Origin of the sequence: Sanguibacter gelidistatuariae (genome assembly GCF_900096585.1) — a bacterium.
Taxonomy (GTDB): domain Bacteria; phylum Actinomycetota; class Actinomycetes; order Actinomycetales; family Cellulomonadaceae; genus Sanguibacter; species Sanguibacter gelidistatuariae.
This window is the reverse complement of sequence record NZ_FMYH01000007.1, coordinates 106,804-123,281: the sequence shown is the minus strand read 5'-3', so window position 1 is coordinate 123,281 and position 16,478 is coordinate 106,804. Positions and strand designations below refer to the sequence as shown.

General features: G+C 71.8%; 10 protein-coding genes. All 10 read right to left on the bottom strand.

What is annotated here, in order from left to right; translation table 11 throughout:
* Positions 1-67: 67 nt before the first annotated feature.
* The 10 genes from BLQ50_RS14950 to BLQ50_RS14905 all read right to left on the bottom strand — a co-directional run bounded on the left by BLQ50_RS14950 (position 68) and on the right by BLQ50_RS14905 (position 16,386).
* Positions 68-6,184 (bottom strand): Ig-like domain-containing protein, encoded by a 6,117-nt coding sequence (locus tag BLQ50_RS14950; protein WP_139185847.1) that lies wholly within the window; start codon positions 6,182-6,184, stop codon positions 68-70.
* Positions 6,181-8,175 carry a serine/threonine-protein kinase gene (locus BLQ50_RS18875; RefSeq protein WP_217629187.1) on the bottom strand — a complete coding sequence of 665 codons (1,995 nt, stop codon included), beginning with the start codon at positions 8,173-8,175 and terminating at the stop codon, positions 6,181-6,183. Before BLQ50_RS18875 ends, BLQ50_RS14950 begins: the two co-directional genes overlap by 4 nt.
* Positions 8,172-9,344, bottom strand: a complete 1,173-nt coding sequence (locus BLQ50_RS14940; protein ID WP_093185296.1) for an FHA domain-containing protein — start codon at positions 9,342-9,344, stop codon at positions 8,172-8,174. Before BLQ50_RS14940 ends, BLQ50_RS18875 begins: the two co-directional genes overlap by 4 nt.
* Positions 9,341-10,195, bottom strand: coding sequence for a PP2C family protein-serine/threonine phosphatase (locus tag BLQ50_RS14935; protein ID WP_093185292.1), 855 nt, complete (start codon positions 10,193-10,195; stop codon positions 9,341-9,343). Before BLQ50_RS14935 ends, BLQ50_RS14940 begins: the two co-directional genes overlap by 4 nt.
* A 3-nt stretch (positions 10,196-10,198) precedes the next feature.
* A complete protein-coding gene (locus tag BLQ50_RS14930) occupies positions 10,199-10,588 on the bottom strand; it encodes an FHA domain-containing protein (RefSeq protein WP_245701277.1) in 390 nt (129 codons plus the stop codon).
* A 167-nt stretch (positions 10,589-10,755) separates the two neighbouring features.
* Positions 10,756-11,754, bottom strand: a complete 999-nt coding sequence (locus BLQ50_RS14925; protein ID WP_093185289.1) for an acetylxylan esterase — start codon at positions 11,752-11,754, stop codon at positions 10,756-10,758.
* Between the two features lie 63 nt (positions 11,755-11,817).
* On the bottom strand, positions 11,818-12,582 hold the full coding sequence (locus tag BLQ50_RS14920; RefSeq protein WP_093185286.1) for a cupin domain-containing protein: 765 nt from the start codon (positions 12,580-12,582) through the stop codon (positions 11,818-11,820).
* On the bottom strand, positions 12,582-13,622 hold the full coding sequence (locus BLQ50_RS14915; RefSeq protein ID WP_093185283.1) for a DUF6807 domain-containing protein: 1,041 nt from the start codon (positions 13,620-13,622) through the stop codon (positions 12,582-12,584). The genes BLQ50_RS14920 and BLQ50_RS14915 overlap by 1 nt, the downstream gene beginning before the upstream one ends.
* Entirely contained in the window at positions 13,619-14,845 is a 1,227-nt protein-coding gene (locus tag BLQ50_RS14910; protein WP_093185280.1) for a Gfo/Idh/MocA family protein, read from the bottom strand. Before BLQ50_RS14910 ends, BLQ50_RS14915 begins: the two co-directional genes overlap by 4 nt.
* Positions 14,842-16,386: a Gfo/Idh/MocA family protein gene (locus BLQ50_RS14905; protein ID WP_093185278.1), complete on the bottom strand. Its 1,545-nt coding sequence runs from the start codon at positions 16,384-16,386 to the stop codon at positions 14,842-14,844. The genes BLQ50_RS14910 and BLQ50_RS14905 overlap by 4 nt, the downstream gene beginning before the upstream one ends.
* Between the last annotated feature and the right edge of the window lie 92 nt (positions 16,387-16,478).

The window sequence follows — 16,478 nt, the reverse complement described above, 5'->3', positions numbered from 1 at the left end:
GGTGGGCTGCTTTCTGTCGGGGAGGCGTGAACGGAGCTGGGTGCGTGGCGCGGGCCGGCGAGCGGGGTCAGCCACCGTCGCCGGTCCCGGGGTCGGGAGTGGTCGGGGCCTCCGCCTCGACCGTGAAGTTGCCGCTTCGCTTCGACGGGCTCCACCCGGCACCGGCGCCGTTGTAGGCCTGGACGTCGACCTTGACCTGACCCGCGTCGACTCCGGTGATACTCACCGAGTTCACGAGACCGACCTCCACCCAGTCTCCTTCGGTCCCGCCGCGAACGATCCGGTAGCGATACTTGCTCACCGCCGTCCCATTCCCTTCGGCGTTCGGCCAGGAGATGTTCAGCGTCTTGGGGCCTGACCCCGTGAGGTCCACCGAGGTGGGTGCGTTCGGCTCGCGCGGTCGGGTCACCGTGCCCGAGGAACGCCCGACCGGGCTCTGCCCTTCGGAGTTGACCGCCCGGACAAGCACCTCGATGACGCGGGAGTTCTCCGTGTCCGGGAGGGTGATGTCCAGCGCCAGTGAGGTGCCCGATGCCGTCGACCAGACGTCGGGCGAGGAACCGAGGGCGTACTGGTACGTCACGTCCGCACCACCGTTGCCGTTGCCGTTGCCGACCCAGCTGACGATTGCCTTGTTGAGGCCACCCGCGACGGTGACGCTCGGAGCAGCGGGCTTTGTCAACGGCGTCGCCGAACCAAGCGTGACCTCGTCACCGCAGACGTCCTTGGTGTTGCAGGCGACGAGCGTGTAGGTCGGGCTTGCGGTACCTCCCGGGAGCCCTCCCTTGACCGCGCTCGTCGATGTCACACGTTCCGTGTCATTGAGCAGGTAGTACGCGATGCCCACTCCACCGGTCTCGGCGGGAGCAGACCAGTTCAGCTGAACCTGGCCGTCACCGAACGCGCGGCCATTGATCGGCGTGGTCGTGCCCGCGACCGGTTTGCCCGGCGTCCCATAGGTCTGGGCGGTCGCCGTCCCGGCCGGTCCGGTTCCCGCCTTGTTCCGAGCCACCACGGAGAAGGTGTAGGTGACCCCGTTCACCGCTGTGAAGTCGTCGGACGTCGCCCCTGGCTCGTAATCACGAGTCACCGTCCCTTGCCCGGTCATCGTGACCGTGAAGCCCCCGCTGCTGTCACCGTTCCACGAACCAGGGGTCCAAGCCACCTTGATGGCACCGCCGAACACGTCGTTCGTGCGCTGGGCGGTGACCGTTGGAGCTCCGGGCAGACCCGCCGGAGTCACCGGCTGACCGTTGGACGGGCTCCACGGCCCTCCTTCGGCTGGGGTCGCCTTGTTGTGCGCCCTCACCTGTGCGGTGTATCCCGTGCCGTTCGCCAGACCAGTGAATGTCACGGACGTCGCGCTAACCACCTTCGACTGCGCGCCACCGCCGGACAGCATGACCGTGTACTTCTCGATCGGCGTCCCCTGGTTCGCCGGAGCGGTCCAGTTGACGGTGATCTGTCCGTCACCAGCCGTGAGCGTCGGGGCTCCGGGGGTGTCCGGGACGGCGTCGGGCGTGGCCTTGGCGCTGGGTGGCGACTCGGCCGACCAGCCCACGGCGTTCTGGGCAGCGACGGTGAAGGTGTAGTCCGTGCCGTTGGTCAGCCCGGTGATCGTGCAGGTCGTCGTCGCGCACGCGGTCGTCTGGCCGCTGCCGCGGGTCACCCGGTACCCGGTGATCGGGGTGCCGTTGTTGGCCGGAGCGTCCCAGGCGAGGACCACGGTCTGGCTCGTCACGTCCCCCACCCGAGGGGCGGCCGGAGTGGCGGGCTTGTCCCGCACGACGACGGTGATCTTGCCCTCCACCTCACGGAGCGCGTCGTTGGTCGCATCCCGCAGCCGGTAACGCACGACCAGCTCGCCGACGAACCCTTCGGTGGGGCGCACGAGCACCGAGCTCCCGGAGACCACGGCAGTCCCGGTCCCGGTCACGACCGTGGCACCGACGACGCTCAGCGGCTCGCCGGGGAAGGGGTTGGAGGACCCGGTCAGCACGTCGACGCGGGTCTCCTCGCCGGCATTGCCCACGAGGTTGAAGGCGCTTGCGGTGGCCAGCACCCGACCGCTCGCGGTCACCTTGAAAGAGACCTGGACATCCATGGTCCCGGCCCGGCCGTAGCCGAGCGTGATCGGGACGGCTCCCACGGTCCCGCGGGGGACGTCGGCAGCCACAGACACGCTGAGCTTGGTCCCGTCGATCGTCACGACGAACCCGGCCGTCGCGGCGCCGGCCAGGCGGTAGGTGTACGTCTGCGCGGCGTCGGCGCCCTGGGGGCCCTTGGTATAGGCGAGCAGGTTGGCCGTCGTGCCGACGTCTCCCTGACCGATGTCGAGGATCTGCGGTGTGAAGGTCGGCGGGAAGTCGTCCTCGGTGTAGACCGTGATCGGCAGCGTGAGCGTCGCTCGGCGGCCGTTGGCGTCGTCGCGGGAGGACCCGTCGGTCACCTGGAAGGTGACCGAGGCGGGCCCGGCATACCCGGGGGCGGAGACGAACCGCAGGGTCGCCTCGTCGACGATGAGGTCGCTGCCGTCAGAGCGGGTCGCGCTGACCTGCCCTGCGGCGCCGATCCGAGCCGTCTTGCCCGTCCCGACCTGGACGAACTCCGCGATGGGAATGACGAGCTCGGCCCCCGAGGCCACCCGGAGCTCGCGTGCCTTGGGCCGCAGGATCGGAGGGAAGTCACCCAGCGCCGGGACGGAGATAAAGGCGTAGGCCTTGGCCCCGTTCGCCTCGGGCCGGGTGTTGGTCAGCAGGTAGGGGATCGTCTCGGCACGGTCGGTCAGCGTCACCAGGACCCCACCGGACGCCGTCACCGATGCCACGGACGCGTGCGAGGACGGCACGGACACGGCGATGTCGCTCATCGGCCCAGAGGGATTCTCCGCAACCGCGAGCACGTTGACCTCGACGGTGGACTTGTCGACCACCTCAAGGGGGGCGACGATCACGTCACCGGCGATGGGTGGTGCGATCACGGCGTTCGCGACGATGAACAGGGTGAGCACGGCCGAGGCCTGCCCGCCCCGCTCGTTCGTCACCGTGTATGTGATCGAGATCGGGTCGGTCACCGTGGCCGGGGTGTCCACGACGATGCGGCGGCCTTCGACGTGGGCGCTGACACCCTCGGGGACCACCAGCTCGTCCAGGAGCGTGAGCTCCCCACCGGAGGGGTCCACGTCGTTGCGGAGCACCCTCACCTCGACACGCTGACCGGGCTGGACGGTCACCTCGTCGTTGCGCGCCACGATGGGCATGGCCTCGCTCGGACGCGTGGCGATGCCGACCCGGACGGTTCCGAGCGCACGCTGGCCCACCCAGTCCTCGACCGCATAGGTGAACGTGTCGGTCCCGGTCTCCCCAGGAAGGGCCTCGTAGTCGATCCAGTCCGCGCCGATCGCGACGATGCGCCCCTTGAGCGGGGCCGTGTCACCCTGGCCGAGCAGCGTCACGCCGTCGCCGTCACCGTCGATCCCGGTCAACGGCACGGGGATCCGCACGGTCTCCCCGGCGAAGGTCCGGGCGGTGAGGTTCTTGGGCTGCGGGGGTGCCTTGCTCTCCGGCGCGGAGGCGTGCACCGAGATGGTCACCTGCCCGGAGCCGACGTTCCCGGCGGAGTCGCGCACGCTGAACACCGCGCGCACCGTCATCGGCGAGTCGGGGGCCTGGTAACGCAGGGTGTCGCCGGAGGCGAAGAGCAGGCCCTGGCCCGCGGAGAGCGGCTCGGGCAGCTCCGGGACGAGGGTCATGGTGTCGCCGTCGGCGTCGAAGGCCGCGGCGAGCGCCTCGATGGTCACGACGCCGCCGGTGCGGACCGAGACGTCGAGGTCGCGGACCACGGGAGCCCGCTGCTGGCTCGAGGGCTGCACGGGGACCACGAGAATCTCCCCGCGGGCCTCGGCCACGCCGTTGGAGATCACGTAGCTGACCGTCTCGGGAACGGTGAGCGCGAGCCGGGAGGTGATCCGGACGAGGCGGTGGTCGAGCACGGCGACCTGCAGCGCGGACCCGTCCTGGGTGGTCATCGAGGTGAGCACGAGCACCCCGCCGCCGGGGTCGACGTCGTTCGCGAGCGGGTCGATCGTGACCTCTCCGCCGGCCGGGAGCAGCGCGATGTCGCGGACGGCGACGGGCGGCAGCGGCTCGCTCGGCCACTCGCGCACGTCGATCCGCGCGAGTCCCACGGCCTGCTGCGGCGCGGCGACGACGGTGAAGCCCACGTAGTAGGTGCCCGGGTTGGTCGCGGTGAAGGTGAAGCGGCCGTCGTCGAGGTTGGTGGCGATCGTCGTCCCGGCGACCTCGTCGACCGTGGCCAGGCGGGCCGGCTCGCGGGAGGCGCTGTGCACGGAGGCGAGGACATCGACGTCGACCGGGGAGCCCACGTACGTCACCGCGTGCACCGGGTCGATCCTCGGCGGCACCGAACCGGCAGCGCGGACGTCGACCGTCATAGTCCCGGTCACCTGCGCCGTGCCGTCACTGACCACGAGCTGGAGAGTCTGACGCCCGAGCTGGTCGCCCTCGGCGATGAACGTGAGGACGCCGTCCTGGCGGGCGCGGACCGTCCCGGTCCCGTCGGTCGTGGCCGAGACGAGGACGAGGTCGTCCCCGTCCGGGTCTGTGAAGTTCGCGAGCGCGTCGTACTCGATCGTCGCGCCCTGCTCGACCTCGGCCGAGCCCTTGCGGATCTCGACGGGGTCGTTGTTCTCCGAGTCGTCGCGGGCAGTCAGCGTGACGGTCGCGGTCGAGGGCGGGTTCTGCCCGCGGCCGTCGGTGATCGTGTACGTGAACGTCACGGCGCCGCGGGCGTCGGGGGCAACCTCGATCTGCAGCGCACGGCCCCCGTAGATCGACTCGATCCGGCCGAACTCGGCGGGGATCGGCTCGAACTCGCTGATCGCGATGATGCCGCACTCCCCCGCGGTGTCGTTGCCCAGCACCTCCAGGATCGCCGTGCGCCCGGGGCGCACCCCGATCTCGTCGTCGGAGGCGCCGGGGGCGAGGGACTGCTCGGTGCACTGGGACAGCACCTGCTGCACGGTCTCCATGCTGTCCGACTCGTCCTGACGGTCCTCGGGCTCCTCCTCCTGCTCGATGTCGTCCCAGTTGGGGTTCTGCACCTGCGGCAGGTCGTCCGGCAGCCACATACGTCCCTGCGCGGTGTCGTTGAGCACGATCACCGAGCGGTTGACGCGAAAGACGAGGGTGTCGGCCGCGGTCATCTCGGCCAGGTCGACCAGCTCGGGGTCGGCGCCTCCGCACTGACTGACGTAGTTCCCGGTCGTCGAGGCCCAGGCGCCGTAGATGCACGCGCCGAGCGCGACCGGGCGGGCAGGCAAGCCGTTGCCCTTGGTCTCGATCGCCGACGAGCTGCCCTTGTCGAGGTCGATCGACAGCAGCCGCGTCGTGGTCGCCGCGAGCACGACACGGCTGCCCGGCCCGGTCTGCTGCAGCACCAGGGAGGCCCCCTGGTCGGCGAAGTCGCGGGTCCAGCCGTCGCCGTAGAGCCGGGACCCGGCCCGCATGACAAGCGTGTCGCCGACGGCGGTCACCTCCTCGGGCACCACCCCCGCGGCGTCCTTGAGGCTGCCCACCTCGCTGACCTGCAGCCCGTCGGGAGCGAGCTCCACGCGGTGCACGGTACCGTCCGCAGGATCGAAGGCGAGCACCGTGCCGGTCGTGGTCACGACCGCGCGGGCGCCGTCACCGAGGTCGAGGTCGGCGTCGGTCACGGCGTCGATGGACTCGAGGGAGGCGGCGGTGCGGACCCACACGGCCCCGTCCGGGCCGACCACCGCGACGACGCCGGCACCCATGGACACCTGGGACCGGGCGGGGATCTCAGCCTGCGTGGTGAGGGTGACCGTCGCCGGGTCGACGACCGAGAGCTTGGTCGGCTCGCTGACCAGGATCGTCTGAGCGTCCTGCAGGACGTCGAAGCCCGGGTCGCTCGCGATGAGCCCGCCGTTGAGCTCCTGCACCTTGGCGTTGTACCGGCCGAGCTTGAGGCCCTGGGCGTTGGTGACCCAGACCGCGCCGTCGTTGAGGTCGACCTCGGCGATCTTGACGCCCGGGTTGATGATCGCCAGCATCGCCAGGATGGCGGGGACCGTGACCCCGGCCACGACCGTGGAGACCGAGCGGACCCTTTCCTTGCGGGTCTCCCCCGCGAAGAACCTCACTGGCTGCACCCCTGCGCGGGCGTCGACGACGCGCGTCCGTCCGACCGGACGAGCGAGACCTCGATGCACACCACGTCCGCTCCCTGGGGAAGGTCCACGACCACTGAGGTCTTGTCGATCTTCTCAGCGCGCGTCGTCTCACCCGCCGCGACGACCTGCCAGAGGAACTCGTCGCCCTCGAACGCGTCCGGGTTGGTCCACGTGAAACGTGCGGTGCCGTCGCCGAGGTTGGTGCCGGCGAGCTTGGTCGGCGCGGGGACGGTGTCCCCGCCGATCAGCGACGGGGTCGACGTCGCGGTCGGGTCGACGTCAGGCCCGGCCGATCCCGCGTCGCGTCCCAGCGTGAGGTACGCGATGAGACCGAGGGCCGAGAGCACGACGACGGCGCTCACCACGATCGCGATCGTACGGCCCGCCGAACGACGGCCAGCGTCCCCGTCGTTGGACTGGACCTGCGACTGGCGGTAGTTGCGCGAGCGACGCTCATCCGGGGACGGCATGAAGGCCTGCTGACCCGGCTGCCCCGGGTAGGCCTGCGTCGGCTGGCCCGCGTAGCCCGTCTGGCCCGGGTAGCCCGTCTGGCCGCCTGGCTGGGGCGGGCCTTGCTGGGGTGGGTAGCCCTGCTGGTATCCCTGCGCGTAGCCCTGCGCGGGGTAGCCCTGCAGCTGCTCCTGGGCATAGACCTGCTGCTGGCCCTGCTGGGTGGCCGGGTCCTGGCCGTAGCCCTGCGACTGGGGGTAGCCCTGCGCGTAACCCTGCGGGCCTGGCTGGGCGTACCAACCCTGTTCGTACCCACCCTGGGCGACCTCGGGGGCAGGCGGGACCGGCGGCGTGGGCCGACCGGGCCGGCCGCTCGACGGCCGGACCGGACCGGTCTGGGCGTTGATCGTCGTGACGGGACGCAGCCGGGTCGCGTTGTCGTCAAACTCCGCCGCGCGCTGGACTGCGGCCGCGGCCACGGCGCTGCCCAGCGGGTCGATGCTCACGACGGGACGCAGCCGCGTCGCCTGGTCCGCCGGCTGCTCGCCGGCTGCCGCGGACCCGCCCGGAGCGGGGGGCGCGAAGGACGCAGATCCCTCGGCTGCGGCGTCGGGCCGGCTGACGCCGAGGTCGGAGAGGGAGTCCTGGGACAGGTCGATGCTCGTGACCGGCAGCTGCATGCTGCGCTCCACGGTCTGCAGCGCGTGCGCGAAGGCGAGGGCGCTGAGGAACCGGCGGTCGGGGTCCTTGGACATCGCGCGAGCAAGGACCGCGGCGAGCCCGGCAGGCACGTCCTCGCGCTCGATCCGTGGCAGCGGGGACCGCTCGATCCGCGAGAGCAGATCGGCCGGGGTGTTGGACTTGCCCGGGATCTCGAAGGGAGAGCGGCCCGCGAGCAGGGAGTAGATCGTCGCGCCGAGGGAGTAGACATCGCCACGGGCGTCGCCGGCCGGGTGCTCAGCGAGCAGCTCGGGCGCGGACCACGGGATGGACATGCCGGTCGCGGCCATCGACGAGCCGAGCGTCGCGGCGATACCGAAGTCGGTCAGCGCCGGCCAGCCGAAGTCGGTCGCCAGGATGTTCGCGGGCTTGATGTCCCGGTGCAGGATCCCCAGGTGGTGGGCGGCCTCCACGGCCGAGGCGACCCGGATTCCGGTCCGCAGGACCTCCGCGACGGTGAACCGCTCCATCCGGTACCGGGTCCCGAACCCGGGCCGGGAGCAGTACTCCATGACGAGGTAGGGGCGCCCGTCCGAGGCGATGTCGGCATGGTAGACCGTGACGATCGAGGGGTGGTGGGACAGTTGCGCCATGACGTTGGCCTCGGCGAAGAACGCCTCGCGAGCGTCCTGGTCGAGGGAGCCGCTGAGCAGGACCTTGACCGCCACGGAGCGCCGCGGCAGCTCCTGGCGGTACTCGAACACGTCGGCGAAGCCACCCATGCCGAGGAGCCGGACGTACTCGAAACCGGGGATCTTCGGGGGGATCGAGGGTTGGCGACGGGCGCTCACGAGTCACTCTCCAAGGTGAAGGTCACGTCGTCACCGAGGTCGACGACGGCGTGCGCGCGCAGCGGAGTCGGCTCCCCCGAGCGCAGCCGCCGAGGGGGCAGGCCGGGCTCGACGAGAAGCATGCCGTTGGTCGAGTTCAGGTCGGTGACCAGCACGTCCTCACCGTCGACACGCACCTGGGCGTGTGTGCGGGAGATGTCCTGGTTCGGACTGACAACCGTGACCAGGCGCGGCAGGTCACGGGCGGCCACGCGAGAGACCACCGGGGCGCGCCCGATGAGGACCGCGCGGTCGAGGGGGACCGAGAGCCCAGAGGACATCCGGATCCGCGGGACGCGGGCGGGCACCGGAGGGATGGCGAAGGGGCCCGGGACCGGGTCCTCCTGCCAGCTGGGCATCTGGCGGCGGATCTCCACGAGGCTCGTGCTCAGCACGGTGCTGCCGTAAGGGTCCTCGTCGGTCTCCGGCTTCACGGGGGGCGGAGGCGGCGGTCCGGGGACGGGCCGTGAGGCGAGTCCCGCGGGCAAGGCGGCTTCGAGCGCCCGCACCGGGGCAGGGTGGGGAGCCGGAGCAGGTGCCTGCACGACGGCGCGTGCCGGCTCAGGCTGCAGTGCCCGGCGTGCGACGGGAGCGGGCAGGTCGAGGTCGGAGTAGGTGGTCGTCTCCGCGGCGGTGTCGTCGGCCGTCGCGCGTGGGGCCACCAGGGACGGTGCGGCGATCGCGCCGTCGCGCAGCCGGACCTCGACGCTCGACGCCGCCACGACGGCCGCGAGCGCCGGCATCCGCACGGTGCGTCCGGTCGGGGAGAGGGCGGCGGGGACCGCGACGGTGAGCGCCGCGGCGTCGGGCACGTTGATCTCGGCCCACGTCGCGACGTGCTCGGCCGTGTGCTCCTGGGTGCCGTGGCTGTCGGTGATCAGCAGGCGCACGTCCCCGCGCAAGAACCCGCGGACGTGCCCGTCCACGACGGAGACCAGGGCGAAGGGCGGCAGGCCGACGAGCCCGCCGCGGGCCAGCGCGGTGAGGGAGTGCGTGAGGTCGGCGCTCTCCCGGAGCGCGTCCCAGACCTGGGTGAGCTTGGTCTCGGAGATCGTGGGCGGCAGCAGCGCGACGGCGCCGTCGGTCACGACGGCGTACCAGTCGCCGGAGACGTACATGGGGATGATCATGCGTCGCCGCCTCGCATCCGCGGCTGGGTGATGCCGTGCATCTGCTCGTCCCATTCCGGGTCCGCGGGCGCCTCGGGGCACACCCGACCGTTCGGACCCGGGGGGTCGTAGCTGTGCGTCTGGTCCGCGGTCAGCCCGTGCCAGACGATCGCCACGTCGACCACGACGACGCTCACGTTGTCGCGCCCGCCGGCGTCCAGCGCTGCGGCCACGAGAGCCTCGGCGGCCTCCTGCGCGTCGGTCACGCGCAGCAGGATCTCCTGGATCTGGGCGTCGGTGAGCTCGTCGGTCAGCCCGTCGGAGCAGATCAGCAGGCGGTCGTCGCGGGTGGCCGGGATCATCCAGTAGTCGGGCTCCGAGGCGGAGTCGGTGGCCAGCGCACGAGTGACGACGTGGCGGTCGGCATGCACGGAGGCCTCGACGGCGCTCAGCTCGCCGGCCTCGAGGAGCTCCTGGACCACGGAGTGGTCCACGGTCACCTGCTCGATCACGGAGTCGACCATCCGGTAGACCCGGGAGTCACCGATGTTGAAGACCAGCCAGTACGCGGCGCCGTCGTGCATGGCGATCGCCGCACCGGCGACGGTGGCGCCGCCGTTGCGGCCGGCGAGCACCCCGCGCATGCGGGTCGAGGCGCGCGAGAAGCACTGCTGGAGGTCGTCGATCGTGACGAAGGGGCGCCCCGCGAGCACCGAGCACTCCTCGACGACGATGCGGCTCGCCACGTCGCCGGAGTCGTGCCCGCCCATGCCGTCCGCCACGAGGAAGATCGGCGCGAGCGCCACGAGCGCGTCCTCGTTGAGGGTGCGCACACGCCCGGTGTCTGTGGCCGATCCCCACGCGGTGTACATGCTTCAGCCGTTCTGGTGGAAGTCGGGGATGCAGCTGAATTCTCCGAAGGAGACCGTCGAGCCGCCCGGGACGCGGATCGTCTGACCGGCGGCGCACAGGATCTGCTGGCCGTCCGGGAGGGTGACGATGGTGCCGTTGGTCGAGTGACGGTCCTGTACGTAGAGCCCGCGCGCGTCCATCCCCACGAGCAGGTGGGTCTTGGACACCGATCGTCCCGGGTCGTCCAGGCTGACCAGGTCGGTGATGATCTCCTCGCCCACGGCCTGCGGGTGCCGCCCGATGAGGGTCATCCCGCGCAGGGGGACACGGCGTCCGTCGGAGAAACGCAGCACGACGTGGGGACCGTTGACCGATCCCACGGTTGGACTTGCGCCGCTGCGCAGCTCACTCACGCCGGCCCCTCTCGTTTTCTCTGCGAGTCCCCAGGTCAGACCCGCAAGTGGGCACGGACCTCAGTAGGATACCCTGCGCGGCGAGAGCAAATCGCCCAGATCAGCAGGTACCAGATGTCGTTTCACCCGACATCCCGCGGAGGCAGTGCGGCCGGGAGAGCAGCGAGCTAGGCAGATCGCAGCCGCTCAGCCGCGAACCGCAGGTGCTCGGCGTCTTGGAACGGTCCGCCGTTCTCGTGCCCGTTGTAGGGGTAGACGACCATCTCTTTCTCCCCCGCGTAGTGGTTGTAGGTCGCGTACACGGTCGACGGCGGGCAGATCTGGTCCATCAGGCCCACCGAGAACAGCCCGGGCACGGTGATCCGCGCGGCCAGGTTCACGCCGTCGAAGTAGCTCAACGTCCCGAAGGCCTGCTCGACGAGGTCGCGGTGGGTGTGGAAGTACTGGATGAGCTCCGCATACGGGTGAGCGTCGGTCAGCACCGAGGCTCGGCGCACGTGCGCCAGGAAAGGCACGTCGACGATCGCGGCGCGCAACGGCGGATGGCCGAGCCCGTCCCGCAGCTCGGTGAGCGCGGCCGCCGCCAGGCTCAGCGCACCACCCTGGGACCCGCCCGAGACCATGACGTCGGACGGGTCGACGTGGGCGTGGCCGCGGGCCACCCGCACGGCGCGCTCGGCGTCGGTGAAGATCCGCCGGTAGAAGTAGGTCTCGGGCGAGTCGATCCCAGAGGTGAGGAACCCGGCGGCGTGCGCGCCGGTGGATCCCGCGTCCCCTGTGCTGCCGATCTCGTGACCGCTCCCCTGTCCGCGGTTGTCCATGACCAGGTGCGCCCGCCCGGCGACGGCGTGCAGGACGTGCTCGTGGCTCAGCCCGCGCCCGCCGCCGTAGCCGATGTAGGTCACGACGGTCGGCAGCGGGCCGGTCCCGCGGGCGGGCCGGTGCAGCCACGCCTTGATCGGCTGACCGCCGAAGCCGGTGTACGTGACGTCCTCGGTGATCACCTCGCTCAGGCCCGTGTCGACACGCTCGAACGTCGCCTCGAGCGGGTGCGCGGCGTCCTGCTCGGTGAGGGTGCGGAGCCAGAACTCCTCGAAGTCGGCCGGTTCCTCACGGGTGGGCCGGTAGGCCTCGAGCTCAGGGAGCGACAGGTCGAACTGAACCATGACGGTGTCTTTCTGGGGGGTGGGGTCGGGTCGGAGAAGGCGGGTCGGGTCCGAGCGTGGGGCTCAGGGGTGCCAGGTGGTCAGGCGCCCGCACATGCCGTACCGCAGCCCGGGGTCGGCCGGCGTCGAGGCGACCTGGGCGCGGCTCAGGTGCGGGGCGACCCCGGCGGCGAGGTCGGTCAGCGCCTGGTCGGTGGTCCGCGCGGCGGCGGCGACGGTCGCCTCCCAGGTTGCGCGCCACCCGGGCACCCGGTCGCGGACGAGGCGCGCCGCGGCGTCGTACAGCTCCTGCATGGGCGCCCCGGGGCCTTCGGCGAGGACCCGGTCGCGCAGCGCGCCGAAGCCCTCGACCGCGAGGTCCCGGCGGGCCCGCGCAGCCGCCGCGAGCGCGGCGTCGTCGGTTGCTGGGTCGTCGGCTGCGCCCGGCCGCGCGGCCGGCAGCGCGGCCGCCGCCCGGTATCGCCCGACGTCGGCCAGCACCTCGGCGGGGAAGGTCATGATCGCGTCCCCCGCCTCAGGCAGGCCCGCGTTGGACATGATCACGAGGATCTCCAGGTCGCCGTCGTTGATCAGCCGGTGCACGACGCCGGGCTGGAACCACAGCGCAGTGCCCTCCCACAGGCGGTGCTCGGCGTACCCGTCGGGGCCCAGGGTCTGGACCGCACCCGAGCCGCGCAGCACGACGTAGCCCTCGTCGGAGGCGGTGTGCAGGTGCGGGGTGCCGCCACCCACCACGCCGGCGCCGTCCGTCGTCGGCCAGTCGTAGACGCGCAGGTGAGAGACGCTCGTGCCGCCCGGGAACGGGTGCGCTGGCGGGAGGGAAGCCATCAGGCCGGCGCGCCCTGCGTGGGCGTGGTCTGGTTCGCCGCGCCCTGCTCGAGCGCGCCGCGACCCACCTCGGCGAGGTCGGCGCCGCGCGCGGCATCCGCGCCGCCGTCGGCCACGACGACCGCGTAGCGGAAGGTCAGGGAGTCCTGGCGGGCGAAGGGGATCTCCTCGCTGAAGAACGGCGTCGCACAGACGCAGGCGAACCATTCGTTGCGGGCGAACCACTCGGGGTCGAGTCCCGGCGAGGCCGGACCGCGGGGGTTGGCCGCGTCGTCGACCATGACGAGGGTGGACTGGCGGGCGCTCTCGTCGTGCGTGCCGGTGAAGCCCATCCACGGTGCGCGCTGGCCGCGGATCTCTTCGCCGCCGGCGAAGTAGGGGGCGAGGATGGTACCGCCGGTGAACGAGCGCGGGCCGCGCCAGAACAGGCCGCCGTAGCCGGCGTTCTCGCGGCCGTTGGTGGTGGGGCTGCCGATCGGCAGGTCGCCGCCGGAGACGTTGGTCATCGTGGAGGAGAAGGTGAGGACCCAGGCGGCGGGGGTGGTGATGGTGCCGGGGTCGGTGCTGGGGACGGTCGCGGTCGCGAGGGTCACGGAGAAGGAGCGCACCTCCTTGACCACGCGCTCGCCCGCCTGGGTGAACCAGGCCAGCGACTGCGTGACGAAGACGCCGTCGTCGTCGACCCGCGCGGCGGTGAAGCCCTCGTGGACCATCGAGCCGTCGTTGTCGAGCTGGACGTAGCCCTCGCCTTCGACGAAGGTCGGGCCGCCCCAGAAGTTGTGCGGGCCGACGTGGGGCAGCGACCATGCGATGCCCTTGTGCCACACGTGGTCGTGCGGGCGGAACAGGCTGACCAGGTCCCCCCCGGCCGTGCGGATCGGGTGGAAGTACGGTTTGGGCGACTCGAGCTGGATGTCGGTGGGGCGGTAGACGTACCTGACGAGCTCGGTCGCAGCCGCGGTGGCCGCGCCAGGCGCGGGGGCGGGGGCGAGGTGGACCGTGAGGGCCGCGCCGTCGTCGGACAAAGTGAGGCGGGTCATCGGGTCTCCTCGGGAGCGGGGGTGGACGAAGAGGCGGGCGGCGTCGGTGGCGTGACGTCGGCGGGTGCGGAGGTCTCAGCCTCCGCGGGCTGCGCCGCCCACGGGGCGCCGGTGCCGTTCATCGCGGCTGCGAAGGGGTGTGCCGCATCGATCTCACCGCGGCGAATGGGGCGCCCGGTGAAGGCCGAGGCGTAGAGCGCGGCGACCAGCTCGATCGTGCCGCGGGCGTCCGTGGCCGTCACCGGCGGGGGCTGCCCGGCGTCGAGGGCGTCGAGGATCGCGATCACCTGGGAGGAGTGGCTCGACGCCGCGGCATCCGGATCGCTGGTCCACAGCTCCGTGAGCTCCTCGTGGCCGGGGGCCGGGGTGAAGGTCCAGTCGGCGTCGGTGTAGCCGTAGAGGTGCTCGAGCTCGATCGTGGCGAGCTCGGTGTCGAAGCGCAGCGATGACGTCTGGCGCGGGGAGACGACCGAGTTGACGATGGTCGCGAGCGCGCCGCTGGCGAACCGCACGATCGCCATGGACGCGTCCTCGGTGTCGGTGTCGCGGGCCTGTCGGCCGGCCATCGCGGTGACCTCGGCCCAGGGGCCGAGCACCGAGAGCAGCAGGTCGAACTGATGGATGCCGTGCCCCATCGTCGGGCCGCCGCCCTCTGTGTCCCACCGGCCCCGCCACGGCGCGGCGAAGTATTCCGCGTCGCGGTACCAGAGCGTGTTGCACAGCGCCACGAGCGGCCGTCCGATCGGGGACGGCGCGGCCTCGATCAACGTGCGCAACCGCTGCGCGCCGGCACCGAAGCGGTGCTGGAAGACGACGCCCACGTGCGCGCCGGTCTCCCGCTCGATCGCGATCAGCTCGTCGAGCTCGACGAGGGAGAGCGTCGGCGGCTTCTCCAGGAGCACGTCGACGCCGGCCTGCAGCACCTGCGCGGCGAGCACGAAGTGCGACTGCGGCGGGGTGCAGATGTGTACGAGGTCGAGGGGCTCCCCCGCCTCGCGGGTCCGGGCGAGCACGTCCGCGAGGTCGGTCGAGGCGAGGACCGGTATGGCGCCGTCCGGTTCGGCGCCGTCCGACCACTGGGCCGCGAATGCCGTCGCGCGGGCCTGGTCGACGTCGATCGCGTGGGTCAGGCGCACCCGGCGGCCCGCGTCCGCGAGGGCCTGAGCGTGGGCATGGGCGATCCCGCCGGTCCCGACGATCGCGGCCCGGTAGGCGCGGGTCATGAGGTGACCTGTTCGGGTGAGCGGGCGGCGTCGGGCAGGGTTGGGGTCACGGGGGTCAGCGCAGTCGGCGCGGTATGCGCGGTCGGGCGCACCGCGGCGTCGGGCAGGGCGCCCGGGCGGGGGACTGTGATGTCGATGCCCAGGTTGAGCTCGTCGACGATCACCGGCAGGCCGCTGACCAGCGAGGCGTTGCCGGAGATGCCGACCGCGACGGCGCGCACGCCGTCGACGTAGCCGGCCGGGCGACCGAGCGGGTCTGGACGCGGGCCGTCGACGGGAGCGCGGAAGACGTCCTGCAGCAGGATCGCATCGCCGCCGCCGTGGCCGCCGATGCCGGCCGGGATGTCCACCCGGCGCGCGCGTTCCCAGTGCTTCTGCACGGTGAGGGTGTCGCCGAAGGGGCGCACGTCGTCGCCCTCCCACGCGCCGGGGGTGGCCGACGGGTCAAGGATCGAGCGGCCGCGCTCGTCGAGTGCGATCGAGCCGCGCTCGACGACCTCGAGCTCGGCGCGGCCCTTCGTCCCGTTGACCGTGACGCGGTAGCCCTCCCACGGGCCGTGGGCGTTGAGGGAGTACGTGAGCGTCGCGCCGCGGCGGTAGTCCACCAGGAGCGCAAGGTTGTCCTCGATCGTGATGCCGGGGCTGAAGACGTCCTGGTCACGGATGTATCCGTCGTGATGCTCAGCCTCGAGGTAGAGCTCGGCGAGGCGCTCGTCGGCACGCAGGTCGAGGGACCACCGGTCTCCCGCGCGCCCTTCCCAGCCGCGCGTGCCGTCTGCGCTGCCGGTCCCGCGCGCGGGACGCGGCGGCAGCCCGGCGGCCGCATCCGCTGCGGCCATCTCGCGGGCCACGACGGACGTGTCACCGTAGAACTTCAGCCCGCCGCGGGCGTAGACCCGCTCGGGGGCGTCACCGATCCACCAGTTGACGAGGTCGAAGTGGTGGCTGGACTTGTGGATGAGCAGCCCGCCGGAGTTGCGCTTCTCGCGGTGCCAGCGGCGGAAGTAGTCCGCGCCGTGCACGGTGTCCAGGACCCACTCGAAGTGCACCGAGGTGACCTCGCCGATCTCACCGGAGGCGATGACACGCTTGAGCTCGCTGTTGCGCGGGGCGTAGCGGTAGTTGAACGTCATGACGACGTTGCGGCCGGTCTCTTCGACGGCCGTGTTGATCATGCGGCAGCCCTCGGCGGAGATGGTCAGCGGCTTCTCGACGACGACGTCGGCCCCCGCGCGCAGGGCGCGGTCCACGAGCTGGGCGTGGGTGTGGTCGGGGGTGGTGATGATGACCGTGTCGACGCGCTGCTCACGGATCATCTGCTCGAGGGCGTCGGGGGTGTGGCCCGGGATGTCGCCGGCTCCGGCGGCCGCGGCGATCGCCGTGTAGGCCGCGAGACGAGTCGGGTTCGGCTCGCAGAAGGCCACGAGCTCGGCGACGTCGGCGTGCTCGCCGAGGATCGCGCTCACGTACATCGAGCTGCGGTGGCCGAGGCCGGTGACGGCGTAGCGGCGACGGGTGGGGGTGGTGTTCTCGGAGGTCACGGACTCTCACTGCTCCAGGCGCGTTTCGACGGTGAACTGCGGTGTGGGTGCTGGGTGGGTGCTGGGTGGGTGGGTGCTGGGTGTCGACATCG

Coding starts and splice junctions, on each gene's coding strand:
- BLQ50_RS14940 (WP_093185296.1), bottom strand. CDS start 9,344: ATGATCATCCCCATGTACGTCTCCGGCGACTGGTACGCCGTCGTGACC.
- BLQ50_RS14910 (WP_093185280.1), bottom strand. CDS start 14,845: ATGACCCGCGCCTACCGGGCCGCGATCGTCGGGACCGGCGGGATCGCC.
- BLQ50_RS14915 (WP_093185283.1), bottom strand. CDS start 13,622: ATGACCCGCCTCACTTTGTCCGACGACGGCGCGGCCCTCACGGTCCAC.
- BLQ50_RS14935 (WP_093185292.1), bottom strand. CDS start 10,195: ATGTACACCGCGTGGGGATCGGCCACAGACACCGGGCGTGTGCGCACC.
- BLQ50_RS14920 (WP_093185286.1), bottom strand. CDS start 12,582: ATGGCTTCCCTCCCGCCAGCGCACCCGTTCCCGGGCGGCACGAGCGTC.
- BLQ50_RS14925 (WP_093185289.1), bottom strand. CDS start 11,754: ATGGTTCAGTTCGACCTGTCGCTCCCTGAGCTCGAGGCCTACCGGCCC.